Source organism: Paraglaciecola mesophila KMM 241 (assembly GCF_000315015.1).
Lineage (GTDB): Bacteria > Pseudomonadota > Gammaproteobacteria > Enterobacterales > Alteromonadaceae > Paraglaciecola > Paraglaciecola mesophila.
In genome coordinates this window covers 89,978-102,803 of sequence record NZ_BAEP01000062.1, presented here as the reverse complement: position 1 = coordinate 102,803, position 12,826 = coordinate 89,978, and the positions used below count along the sequence as shown (strand labels likewise).

The window sequence follows — 12,826 nt, the reverse complement described above, 5'->3', positions numbered from 1 at the left end:
AAATCAATAAATGTTGTTTCAGGATCATCCATGAGTAAGAGCACAGCGCAAATTCGGCAAGCCTTTTTAAACTTTTTTGCAGACAAAGGGCATCAAAAAGTTTCTAGTTCGTCTCTGGTTCCGAGCGACGATCCCACGTTGTTATTTACCAATGCGGGCATGAACCAATTCAAAGATGTGTTTTTAGGCACTGAACAGCGCAAGTACACCCGTGCGACCTCTTCTCAGCGGTGTGTTAGAGCGGGCGGAAAACATAACGATTTAGAAAATGTAGGCTACACGGCGCGTCATCACACCTTTTTTGAAATGCTAGGTAACTTCAGCTTTGGTGATTATTTCAAGCACCAAGCCATTGGTTATGCATGGTCTTTTTTAACCGAAGAATTGAAACTGCCGAAAGAAAAGTTGTTAGTCACTGTTTATTCAGAGGACGACGAGGCATTTGACATTTGGCACAATGACATTGGCATTCCTAAAGAAAAAATTATTCGGATTGCCACCTCAGATAATTTCTGGTCAATGGGTGACACCGGTCCTTGTGGACCTTGTTCTGAAATATTCTATGATCACGGTGAACACATTTGGGGCGGCCCTCCTGGCTCACCTGAGGAAGACGGCGATCGTTTTATCGAAATATGGAACTTGGTTTTCATGCAGTTCAATCGTCAAGCCAATGGCGATATGTTGCCATTGCCTAAACCGTCGATCGATACCGGGATGGGGCTAGAACGTATTTCGGCTATTATACAAAATGTGCACAGCAACTATGAAATTGATATTTTCCAAAACTTGATCAAAGCCACTGCAAAGATTGTGGGGGTGACAAGTCTTGAGGACAAATCGTTGCGTGTGGTGGCCGATCACATTCGCTCCTGTAGTTTTCTTATTTCAGACGGGGTCATGCCATCGAATGAGGGGCGAGGATATGTACTGCGTCGTATTATCCGCCGCGCTGTGCGTCACGGTAATAAGCTTGGTGCAACCGGCGTGTTCTTTTATAAATTAGTAGCAGCATTGGCCACAGAGATGGGCGAGGCTTATCCAGAGCTAAACGAACAACGAGCAGTGATTGAAAAAGTGCTTCGAGTGGAAGAGGAGCAGTTTTCCCGCACGCTTGAGCGCGGAATGCTGATTCTAAACGATGCTTTGAACGAGCTTGAAGGCAAAGTGGTACCGGGTGATGTGGTCTTTAAACTCTATGACACTTACGGCTTCCCTGCAGATTTGACCAATGATGTAGCCCGAGAAAAAGGCTTGAGCATTGATGAGCAAGGGTTCGAGCAGGCGATGGCTGAGCAGCGAAAACGAGCCCAAAAAGCCAGTAACTTTGACGTGGACTACAACGAACAACTTCGCAGCGATTTAGAGTCAATCTTTGTGGGATATGAACATGAAGATAACACCGCAACAGTCACAGAGCTGTTTTTCCAAGGGCAATCGGTAAGTGAGTTAGCAGCAGGTGCTGAGGGTACGGTTATTTTGGATGAAAGCCCTTTTTATGCCGAAGCGGGTGGTCAAGCTGGTGATACTGGTACTTTAGTCACCGACGAGGGTGGTTTCAGCGTAAAAGATACAGTCAAGTTAGGAAAGGCTATAGCCCACAAGGGTGCTGCGCTTAGCAAGCTAAGTGTGGGAGATAGCGTACTAGCAAAAGTTGATGGTGTTCGTCGCCATGCAATTAAGCTAAATCACAGTGCAACGCATTTAATGCACGCTGCACTGAAATCAATTCTAGGTGAGCATGTAAACCAGAAAGGCTCTTTAGTACAGGCGGATCGCTTGCGCTTTGACTTCTCGCATTTTGAAGCCATGAGTAAAGAACAAGTGCTGGCTGTGGAAACTATGGTGAATGAGCAGATCCTCGCCAATCATCCGCTACAGACTAAATTAATGGGCTTAGAGCAAGCGAAAGAGGCTGGCGCAATGGCCTTGTTTGGTGAGAAGTACGATGATGAGGTGCGTGTAGTGTCTATGGGGAGCTTCTCGATGGAACTGTGCGGCGGTACTCACGTTGAACGTACAGGGGACATTGGATTATTCAAAATCATCTCAGAGAGCGGTATCGCGTCAGGCGTGCGACGAATAGAAGCGGTAACAGGTTTGACTGCACTACACTATGTACAGCAACAAACATTCGAACTAAGTTCTATTAGCGCAGTCTTAAAAACAGATGTGAGTACTGCGGGTGAGCGCGTTGTTCAACTTATTGAGCAGACCAAAACGCTCGAAAAAGAAGTTGCTAAACTCAAGCAGGAAATAGCAAATAGTGCAGGAAGTGATCTTTTATCCCAGATAAATGAAATAAATGGGGTAAAAGTATTGTCTTATCATGTACAAGGCATTGAAAGTGGGGCATTACGCACCATGATAGATGATCTAAAGAATCAAATTGGCAGTGGCGTTATCCTTTTAGGGGTAGCAACTGGCGATAAGGTTAGTTTAATTGCTGGCGTTACTAAAGACTTAACCCAAAAGGTGAAAGCTGGTGAGTTAGTCAATTTTGTGGCTCAGCAAGTAGGTGGGAAAGGCGGCGGACGTCCTGATATGGCGCAAGCTGGTGGCTCTCAACCTGAGAACTTAGACACTGCAATTGCTTCTGTTAAAGAGTGGTTGCAAGAAAGGCTATAAACGTAAAACCGACGAATTTTTGCCGTGACAACAAAAATAAGGAAGCGTCGAGTGTGTAATTCTTTGGTTATTTCAAAGGGATACGCTAGTTTTAATTAGGGATTATTTTTTGTAAACGGATAAGGAGCTAGAGAATGCTAATTTTGACCCGTCGTGTTGGTGAAACCTTAATGGTCGGTGACGAAGTCACTGTAACGGTATTAGGGGTAAAAGGTAATCAGGTAAGAATTGGTGTTAACGCGCCTAAAGAAGTATCTGTGCACAGAGAAGAGATTTACATGCGAATTCAAGCTGAAAAAAACGGTCAGCTTGCAGGACATGACTCATCATCATCGGATGAAGATAATTAATTTTATTTTTTCCGATAAAAAAAGCTGGTTTATCCAGCTTTTTTTATGCGAAAAAACTGTGGCTAATTTTAAGATATACGCATTTTAGCGATGAATTATCATACGTTTAAGACGCTTTTTGTACGAACAGCTCAAAATAGCAGCAAGCAGTAAAGATCTTTATAAAAAGTGTTTGACTTACTTCTGTGTGTCGGTAAACTTCGGCTCCAGATTTAGGAGAGACACCAAACGGTGAAAGGCGCTTCCAACGCTACGGAAGTTAAGTAAATAAGGCCTTTGTAAGATGGTTTATGCTTTGGCATAATACTCAAACTAAGACTAAATCAGTAGCAACAATTTAGCGGTTTTCCGGAGAGGTGGGTGAGTGGCTGAAACCAGTTCCCTGCTAAGGAACCATACGTATTACTCGTATCGAGGGTTCGAATCCCTCCCTCTCCGCCATAACTTAAACGGTAATCATTAGATTGCTAAGAAGCTTAGACTAAAGGAAATAAGCTTGAGTAAAACAAGGTAGAGTGCCTAATATGTTTTATTCAATAACGATTTTGCGCATGTAGCTCAGCTGGATAGAGTACCTGGCTACGAACCAGGCGGTCGGAGGTTCGAATCCTTCCATGCGCACCATTATTAAGTTTAATATAAATAGTCTAATATTAAATTTATCCCGTTTTTGCGCATGTAGCTCAGCTGGATAGAGTACCTGGCTACGAACCAGGTGGTCGGAGGTTCGAATCCTTCCATGCGCACCACATCAAAAACCCACTGATCTCAGTGGGTTTTTTTTGCTCAACATTTCGCTTTTCCATACATCACGGGCGTTGTGGTGCTTCCTCACGATTCTGACGCGCTGCTAATCATCTAACATTAAACAATGTTAACCTGATTTTTCCCTACAATATTTGGGTTAAGCAGGTGTAATAGCTATTTTTTGGGTATTCATGCAAGAAAAGTGAATTATTCCTTATTTTTTATTCCTTTTTAAACCGCCTTAAAAGTTGTGTTATTTCAGTGCACATGGTACTTATCGGGTCGTTTTGTCAGTTACCGGAGAAATACTAACTATGCAACCTGATGTAATGTCGTTATTACTTGAAGCTGGGATGCTCCTTTTAGTGGGGATGTCAGTGGTTTTTCTATTTCTGACCTTATTGATTGGCGCTGTAAACTTGATTGCATGGGCGTGTGCTAAATTTCCCGAAGAAGAATTGTCCGTACTCAACCAGCCTCGTAACCGCGCGACTCCCGCAGCTAATCAGTCAGGCGTTTCCGCGCCTGTGGTTGCGGCCATCACTGCCGCTGTTGATCAGTACCGTCGCCAACGTTAATTTTTACTTATTGTTTAATAGGAACCCAAGATGTCAAAACCTCTAGCCATCACGGATGTAGTGCTGCGTGACGCACACCAATCATTACTTGCTACGCGTATGCGTATTGAAGATATGCTGCCCATTGCGGCAAAGCTTGATCAGGTCGGATACTGGTCTTTAGAAACATGGGGCGGCGCAACATTTGATTCCTGCATTCGCTACTTAGGCGAGGATCCTTGGGAGCGTATTCGTTTGCTCAAAAAGGCTATGCCGAATACTAAGCAGCAAATGCTTTTACGCGGGCAAAACCTGTTGGGTTATCGACATTATGCTGACGACGTGGTCGAAAAGTTTGTTGAGCGTGCCCACACCAGTGGTGTAGATGTTTTTCGTATTTTTGACGCAATGAATGACATTCGGAATCTCAAAACCGCCCTAGGTGCGGCAATCAAAGTGGGCGCACATGCCCAAGGCACTATTTCATATACCGTAAGCCCCGTGCACTCGTTGCCACTGTGGCTTGATATGGCAAAGCAGTTAGAGGATTTGGGTGTACATTCTATCTGCATAAAAGATATGGCCGGTTTGCTTAAGCCGTATGTATGTGAAGAGCTTATTACGCGCCTCAAAGAGACCGTGAACGTGCCTATCGCCATGCAGTGTCATGCTACTACCGGTTTGAGTACAGCAACCTATCAGAAGGCGATTGACGCAGGGATCGACATGTTGGATACGTCCATCTCGTCCATGAGTATGACGTATGGCCATAGTGCAACAGAAACCATGGTGGCGATTGTTGAAGATACACCAAGAGACACAGGCCTTGATTTACCCTTACTAGCAGAAATAGCAGCTTACTTTCGAGACGTTCGTAAAAAGTACGCTAAGTTCGAAGGCAGTTTAAAAGGGGTGGATGCACGTATTTTATTAGCTCAGGTGCCTGGCGGTATGTTGACTAACATGGAATCGCAGTTAGTTGAGCAAGGCGCTCAGGACAAATTAGATGAAGTCCTAAAGGAAATTCCTCGGGTGCGCGAAGACCTCGGTTTTATTCCGCTTGTTACTCCTACTTCTCAAATCGTCGGTACACAGTCGGTACTTAACGTGCTAACCGGCGAGCGCTATAAAAGCATTACCAAAGAAACGGCTGGTGTATTAAAAGGTGAGTATGGCGCCACCGCTGCGCCAGTGAATGCTGAGCTACAAGCACGTGTGTTGGATGGTAAAGAAGCAATAACTTGCCGACCAGCTGATTTATTGGATGATGAATTAGACTCCTTAGAGCAAGATTTACTAAATCAAGCTAAAGAGCAAGGGATTACGCTCGCTGAGAATGCGATAGACGATGTACTAACTTATGCGCTATTCCCTCAGATTGGCTTAAAATTCTTGAAGAATCGCCATAACCCCGATGCATTTGAGCCCGTACCCTCTGCTGACGATATTAACCCTAGCGCAGCGGTGAGTGTAACACCAAGTAAAGCCACAGAATCCTACTCTGTAAGAGTTGATGGCAAAGTCTACGCTGTTGAAGTGGCTCAAGGTGGAGAGCTGACAGATATTCAGGTAGCAGACAAAGCGTCTCAAAATAATGCACCTGCTACACCTGCGCCGGTATCCGCTGCAAGTGAAGATGTTGTGGCACCACTAGCTGGTAATGTTTTCAAGTTGCTCGTGCGCCCAGGAGATTCAATCAGTGAAGGCGATGTGATTGTCATTATGGAAGCGATGAAAATGGAAACCGAAATTCGCTCCACCGCTTCAGGTACCATCCAAGATATATTGGTTAAAGAAGGTGATGCAGTGCAGTCAGGCCAAACCATGCTGACGTTAGCGTAGGGATTATTTATGGATAAATTAACCTTACTTTGGCAAAGCACGTCGTTAGCCCATTTCGAAATTGGTCAGATTGTAATGATGGCCGTTGGGTGCTTGTTGCTATTTTTGGCGATCGTAAAGAAGTTCGAGCCCTTACTACTCGTACCGATTGGGTTTGGTGCGATTTTAACCAATATTCCATTGGCAGGGTTTAGCGATCCGGGCGGCCTGCTTTACTACATATATTATGTAGGGATCGAAACTGGGGTGTTCCCGCTACTCATATTTATGGGGGTGGGGGCTATGACCGATTTTAGCGCCTTAATCGCTAACCCCCGAATGCTGCTGCTGGGCGCTGCCGCACAGTTTGGTATTTTCGGTACTTTGTTTGGCGCGATTGCATTGAATCTGGTCCCGGGGTTTGAATTTACGTTAAAAGATGCTTCGGCAATTGCCATTATCGGCGGAGCTGATGGACCAACAGCAATATTTTTAGCCTCGAAACTAGCGCCGGAATTATTAGGTGCTATTGCCGTTGCAGCTTATTCATACATGGCGTTGGTGCCTATTATTCAGCCACCAATAATGCGCTTATTGACCACTGAAGATGAACGTAACATCAAGATGGCGCAACTGAGAGTGGTCTCTAAACGTGAGAAAATCATCTTCCCGTTAGCGGTTTTACTGGCGACAATTTTATTCTTACCTTCGGCAACCCCATTAGTTGGGATGTTCTGCTTAGGTAATTTGATGAAAGAGTCGGGAGTGGTTGACCGTTTAAGCAATACTGCCCAGAACGAATTGATTAATATCGTCACGATATTTCTTGGTTTAGCGGTTGGCTCCAAATTATCAGCAGATAAGTTTTTGACCATCGAAACCTTAGGTATTTTGGGCTTAGGGGCAATTGCATTTTCAATTGGTACTGCGGCAGGTATTTTGATGGCTAAAGCTTTGGGTAAACTTTCCAGCGAGAAAATTAATCCATTGATTGGCGCAGCTGGCGTATCTGCTGTGCCCATGGCCGCGCGAGTCGTTAACAAAGTAGGCCTTGAAACTAATCCGCATAATTTCTTGCTGATGCATGCTATGGGCCCGAACGTGGCTGGCGTACTTGGCTCGGCAGTGGCTGCGGGTATCTTATTGGCACTGGTGGGGTAAGCCCGCTACAAAATTGTGTACACCACTAGGAAGGGCTTAGCAACATACGCTGCTAAGCCCTTTTTTATTGGGTATTGTTTTTCATCCCAGATGGGAATGCCCCAGCGGCTTTTGCTCTGTGGTCTGACTATTTTAAAGGGAACAACCATTACTACACATCGACACCTTGTTCAAAATCCGGTTGACGAATTCCGAGAGCGCACTTATTAATGCGGGTTGGTATTATTGGTTTGGGTATTAGCCTTGGCCGTCAATTAAGGCCTGATGGGCGTGAACCAATTTTTTGGTGTAGTCGTCTTTCGGCCAATGGAAAATGACTTCCGTTTTACCCGACTCAACGACCTTACCTTGTTTCATCACTAGCATTTTGTCACTTATGTGACGCACTATTCCTAAATTATGAGAGATAAAAATAAAGCCAAGGCCAAGCTCTCGTTGTAGCTCCAGTAACAGATTGACGGTTTGAGAGCGCACAGAGGGATCAAGTGCCGCAAACGGCTCGTCGGCCACTATCACTTGAGGGTTGAGAATAATCGCTCTTGCTAACGCAACACGCTGGCGCTGCCCATCAGAGAGCATATGGCGGTAAAAAAAACGATGTTCAGACAGCAATCCTACTTGTCTTAACGTTTGTTCGACTTTAGCGACTCGCGCTTGCGCACCTAGATTAGTGTTTAGCTTTAAAGGCTCTTCTAAGATGGAGCCTAAGGTAATACCTGGGTTAAGTGATTCATTGCTGTTTTGAAACACCATGCGAATATTCAGTACACGATGCTTGTTGTCATATTGCTCTAATTTTTTCTCATTCAGATAAATTGAGCCGCTATCAGGTTGCTCGAGGCCTACTAGTAACTTAGCAAGCAGGGACTTGCCTGAGCCATTAGCCCCCACAATAGCCAAGGTCTCTCCTGCTTGAATGCTAAAATTAACCGGGCCTAGCGTAAACTTAGTTCCCTTTTTCTGCCATCGTTTGCCGTGACAATTCTCAAAGGTTAGATTTTCAACTGAAAGTAAGTTGTTCACTTCTGGTCTCGATGCAAAGGAAAATGGCAGCTGTAAGTATGTTCGTGAATGCGCCTCACTTCAGGCACTTTCACGCATTCTCTGCGAGCCCTCGGGCAGCGTGGCCCTAAGCGACAGCCAATAGGTAAATGTTGAAATGAGGGAATCGTTCCTCCTAATGAGCTCAGCGGCGACTTAGGTGCTAAGTCCGTGCGAAAACTAGGGGCGCTTTCTAACAGTGCTTTAGTGTAAGGATGCAAAGCACGCTTACGTAATTGCGACATGCGTCCGCTTTCCACCGTCTGGCCACAATAAAGTACCGTCATATGGTCAGCCATACTGGAGATTGCTAGTAAGTCGTGGCTCACAAAAAGAATGCTTAGTTTACGTACCTTATTAACCCGACTGAGCAGCTTCAAAATCTGGCTTTTGTCAGTTATTTCCATGCCACGGGTAGGATCATCTGCAATCACCAATTTAGGTTGTGAAGCAAGTGCCATAGCAATCATAAATTTCTGACAAACGTCATTAGGGATTTGGTGAGGTAAGCTGCGCATATATACCTCATGATCTTTAATCCCTACGCGGTGGAGTAGCTCAGAGGCATATTTCTTACGGGCTTTTGCGCGATTCCAAAACATGCCTTTTTCTAAACGGGTGGCTAATATGACTTCTTTTAATTGATCCCCTAAGGTCACTATGGGATCAAGCGAGCTCTTCGGATTCTGGAAAATAACCGAAATATCCGAGCGGATAATTTTACGCCGCTCTCGCACTGACATTTTTAGTAAGTCTTGGCCACGCCACGTCATCCTATCGGCAGTGATACGCCAACGATCCGAAATGGCGCCAACAATCGCTTTGACAATGATACTTTTCCCCGACCCTGATTCACCTACTAAAGCGTGGATCTGCCCTTCGTTAATGACAAGGTTAATTTTGTCGAGAGCTTTGATCCAGCCGCTTTGAGAGTCAATTTCCAGTGTGAGATTCTTAATATCCAGTAGGCTCATTAGCGTAACAACCTATAGCGTAAGGCAGAGCGTAATCCGTCACCGACTAAGTTAATGGACATCATCATGAAGAATATTGCTCCTCCTGGAATCGCGATGTTCCATGGGGCAACGTAGGCTGTCGTTAAACCTTCAGATAATAACGCGCCAAGCTCGGGTGAAGGGGCCTGCGCTCCTAAATTTAAAAAGCCTAATGCGCTGATATCCAATATGGCAACTGACAGCGAAAGGGTCACTTGCACTACTAACATTTCAGCCATATTGGGTAAAATCGAATTGAAAAATATATGTACTTTACCCGCGCCATCTAGCTGAGCGGCCAGGACATATTCTTTCTTCATTTTTTGGCGCACTATGTCTCGGGTTTGATGAATAAACTGCGGAATAAGCGCGAGTGAAATAGCCCACATGCTATTCACAAGACCCGTACCGACAATGGCAATAATGATAATGGCAATAAGCAAAGTAGGGATAGCCATGATCGAATCAAGTAAGTGGTTTACTACGCTGGAGCGCAACCCTTTACTCATACCGGCCATAGCGCCTAATGCGACGCCTATCAGCATTGAGATGATGACCAACACTAAGCTAATACCAAATGTCATTCTGCAGCCATAAATGATACGCGATAGCATATCTCGGCCCAAACCATCGGTACCAAATAAGTAACTGATATCACCGTTGTTATCCCAAGCGGGGGGCACTAAGAGTAAATCAATATTTTGTTGCAATGGATCGTACGGCGCCAAGAACGGGCCAAAAATCATAATAAAAATAAAGAAAATAACGCAATACAGGCTCAATACGGCTGCATGATTCTCTTTAAATTCTTTCCACGTATTTTGTATGGGGGAAGGATAATACTCTTCTTGATATAAATTAAGACGTGGCATTTTCTGGCCTTCTGCCCGCAGGGTCAAATATTTGAATAACCATATCTATCGTAATGGTAAAAGTGAGTACCAAAGCAGATACGGCTAACATACCAGCGCGAATAGCGGGAAAGTCTCGTTGGTAAATAGCTTGAATGAGTCCGTTGCCAATGCCTGGCCAAGAGAATATGGTTTCTACAATCATAGCGTTGGTGAGCAAGGTGGTAAATTGCATAACCAATAAGGGTAAAATTGGAATAAGTGCATTTTTCACTCCGTGGCGCAAAAATACTTGTCTCGGGCTCAAGCCACGAGCATAAGCCGCTTGTATGTATTCACTGCTCATCACCTCAACCACTGAGCGCCGTGTAATACGCATAACGATTGTACAGGTTACAATGGCGATCGAAACACTTGGTAAGACTAAATGACGAAGCGCATCTTTAAAGGCAAATTCTTTGTCGGGTAAGTCGCTTAACAGTATATCAATCAGAATGAATCCCGTTTGGTAGGGGACATCGTAAAGCAAACTAATTCTGCCTGAAAGCGGAAACCAGCCCAGTTGAATCGAGAATATTAAAATAGCGATTAAGGCTGCCCAAAATACGGGAATAGAGTATCCAATTACGCTGGTGGTCAATAGAGCAAAGTCGGTCAATTTATGGTGCCGTAAGCCCGCGAGAAAGCCCAAGGGTAAACCAACAACAAAAGAAACAATCAATGCATATGCGCTAAGCTCAACGCTGGCTGCCAGTGAGCGGCTGATTTCTTCTGCTAACGGCAAGCCAGAGCTAAAACTCAGCCCCCAGTTTCCAGAAAATAGATGGTTAACGTACTCCCAATATTGGCTCAAGAAGGAGCCTTGCATAGCGTATTGCTTAGCCAAAATAGCATACCCTTGCTCAGAGCTATCGCGTATACCGGTTAAATTCACCAAGGGATCGCCTGGAAATAAATACGCCAAAGAGAATGAGAAAAAACTCAAAATAAATAAGGTCAATATCAGTAAGCTAACGTGACGCAGTATAATCTTCAGCATTATTGCTTACCCACGTTTCTAAACTGAATGCCGCCATATGGGTTTATTTCAATGCCAGTTACATTGTCCCGATACGCTTGATAGCGAAATGCGTGAGCAATAGGCATGAGTGGCATTTGCTCATTAATCAGTTCAATTGCTTTACTATAAAAATACGCTCGGTCTTCCTGTGCAGTGTAATTGAGCGCTTGGTCAATTAACTTGTCGTATTCCTTGGAGCACCAACGAGCGCGGTTTGTGCCTGAGGCTATAGCTGAGCATGTGAGTAGCGGCCTGAAAAAATTATCGGGATCGCCGTTATCAGCAGACCAGCCAATTAACACGGAATCATGCAATCCTTGATTTAGCCTGGCTCGAAAGGTTGACCATTCGTAGCTGACAATATTGGCATCAATACCAACATTTCGCAGATAGCGCTGCATTAATTCGGCCATTTTCATGGCGTTAGGATTGTAAGCTCGCTCAACGGGCATTGCCCAAATAGTCATACTAAACCCTTCCTCAACACCATTTTCACGCAATAATTTAGCTGCAGCTAAAGGATTAAAAGTGGATGATCTGGTATCTGGTTGAAAGGCCCACGATGAAGGAGGAATAATGGATGTTGCAGGGATCGCACTCCCAAAATAAATCGCTTCCATAAGCGCGTTTTTATCAATGGCCATGGCCAGTGCACGGCGTACCTCTGGTTTATCAAATGGTGGCTTAGTGGTGTTAAATGCCCAAAAACCTATATTTAACCCAGGTTTTTCATCGAGCGTTAATTCCTTTCGCTTACGGATGATATCTAGTTGACTGTGTGTTGGAAAAGCCATTGAGTCGCATTCGCCAGTCATGAGCTTTGCCAAGCGTAATGAGCTTGAAGGAGTAATGTCGAAAATAAGTTGTTGCGTTGTGCTGCGCTCGCGCCAATATTCAGGGTGAGCATCAAAACGTACATATCTGTCTTGTCTAAAGCTATTAAATTTGAATGGCCCCGTGCCCACAGGATGCGTATCTATTAGATCGGGTGTGCCAGCAGCCGCAAGCTTTTCAGCATATTCAGCGGATAATATAATCGAGAAATCGGTGGCCAAATTGGCTAAAAAAGAGCTTTCAGGGCGTACTAGTGTGATTTCGACTCGGTACCTGTTTATGCGTTTAATATCGCTGATAAGGTCGCCCAAGCCAACGCTATTAATATAAGGATAACGCCCACCTGATACATCATGGTAAGGGTGGTTCTTGTCGCGCCAGCGATTAAAACTAAACACCACATCATCAGCATCAAATGAACGGGTTGGGGTAAAATAACCGGTACTGTGGAAAGCAATATCTTTTCGCAGTTGAAAAGTATAGGTCAAGCCATCAACGCTGGTTATCCAGCTGCTGGCAAGGCCAGAAATGATTTCCCCGGTGACCAGGTCGAAATCAAGCAGACGGTCATAAATTTGATGAGATGATACGTCAACTGTGGTGCCCGACGTATCAAGTTGAGGGTTGAAACTGGCTGGATTGCCCTCTGAGCAATAAATAATGCCATTGGGTTGCTGGTACTCGCTGGTCTCAGGACTACAGCCAATTAACGTCAATGATATGGTTACTAACATGCTGAAAAACATAACGGAGGAAGAGGCCAGCCAAGCGTAATTCATGA

10 protein-coding genes and 3 tRNA genes are annotated in these 12,826 nt (G+C 44.7%); 8 read left to right on the top strand and 5 right to left on the bottom strand.

The genetic code is table 11. From position 1 onward, the window contains the following. Positions 1–30 precede the first annotated feature (30 nt). From alaS to GMES_RS15510, 8 genes are all read left to right on the top strand, one after another. Positions 31–2,628: an alanine--tRNA ligase gene (gene alaS, locus GMES_RS15545; RefSeq protein ID WP_006993690.1), complete on the top strand. Its 2,598-nt coding sequence runs from the start codon at positions 31–33 to the stop codon at positions 2,626–2,628. A gap of 134 nt (positions 2,629–2,762) precedes the next feature. Further along, on the top strand, positions 2,763–2,978 hold the full coding sequence (csrA, locus tag GMES_RS15540; protein ID WP_006993689.1) for a carbon storage regulator CsrA: 216 nt from the start codon (positions 2,763–2,765) through the stop codon (positions 2,976–2,978). A gap of 350 nt (positions 2,979–3,328) precedes the next feature. Continuing rightward, a tRNA-Ser gene (locus tag GMES_RS15535) sits at positions 3,329–3,419 on the top strand. Between the two features lie 106 nt (positions 3,420–3,525). Next, positions 3,526–3,602: transfer RNA gene (locus GMES_RS15530), tRNA-Arg, on the top strand. Positions 3,603–3,650: 48 nt separating this feature from the next. Next, positions 3,651–3,727 (top strand) — tRNA-Arg (locus tag GMES_RS15525). A 312-nt stretch (positions 3,728–4,039) separates the two neighbouring features. After that, positions 4,040–4,303: an OadG family protein gene (locus tag GMES_RS15520; RefSeq protein WP_006993688.1), complete on the top strand. Its 264-nt coding sequence runs from the start codon at positions 4,040–4,042 to the stop codon at positions 4,301–4,303. A 30-nt stretch (positions 4,304–4,333) separates the two neighbouring features. Continuing rightward, positions 4,334–6,124 (top strand): sodium-extruding oxaloacetate decarboxylase subunit alpha, encoded by a 1,791-nt coding sequence (oadA, locus tag GMES_RS15515; protein WP_006993687.1) that lies wholly within the window; start codon positions 4,334–4,336, stop codon positions 6,122–6,124. A gap of 9 nt (positions 6,125–6,133) precedes the next feature. Then, on the top strand, positions 6,134–7,264 hold the full coding sequence (locus GMES_RS15510) for a sodium ion-translocating decarboxylase subunit beta (protein WP_006993686.1): 1,131 nt from the start codon (positions 6,134–6,136) through the stop codon (positions 7,262–7,264). Positions 7,265–7,501: 237 nt separating this feature from the next. Here GMES_RS15510 and GMES_RS15505 read toward each other — a convergent pair whose 3' ends face one another. From GMES_RS15505 to GMES_RS15485, 5 genes are read right to left on the bottom strand one after another with little or no spacing between them, the layout of a single operon-like run. Next, entirely contained in the window at positions 7,502–8,287 is a 786-nt protein-coding gene (locus GMES_RS15505) for a peptide ABC transporter ATP-binding protein (RefSeq protein WP_006993684.1), read from the bottom strand. Continuing rightward, positions 8,284–9,279 (bottom strand): peptide ABC transporter ATP-binding protein, encoded by a 996-nt coding sequence (locus GMES_RS15500; RefSeq protein WP_006993683.1) that lies wholly within the window; start codon positions 9,277–9,279, stop codon positions 8,284–8,286. The genes GMES_RS15505 and GMES_RS15500 overlap by 4 nt, the downstream gene beginning before the upstream one ends. Continuing rightward, positions 9,279–10,172: an ABC transporter permease subunit gene (locus tag GMES_RS15495; protein WP_006993682.1), complete on the bottom strand. Its 894-nt coding sequence runs from the start codon at positions 10,170–10,172 to the stop codon at positions 9,279–9,281. Before GMES_RS15495 ends, GMES_RS15500 begins: the two co-directional genes overlap by 1 nt. Beyond that, on the bottom strand, positions 10,159–11,190 hold the full coding sequence (locus GMES_RS15490; protein ID WP_006993681.1) for an ABC transporter permease: 1,032 nt from the start codon (positions 11,188–11,190) through the stop codon (positions 10,159–10,161). Before GMES_RS15490 ends, GMES_RS15495 begins: the two co-directional genes overlap by 14 nt. Continuing rightward, positions 11,190–12,824 carry an ABC transporter substrate-binding protein gene (locus tag GMES_RS15485; protein WP_006993680.1) on the bottom strand — a complete coding sequence of 545 codons (1,635 nt, stop codon included), beginning with the start codon at positions 12,822–12,824 and terminating at the stop codon, positions 11,190–11,192. Before GMES_RS15485 ends, GMES_RS15490 begins: the two co-directional genes overlap by 1 nt. Positions 12,825–12,826: the final 2 nt, after the last annotated feature.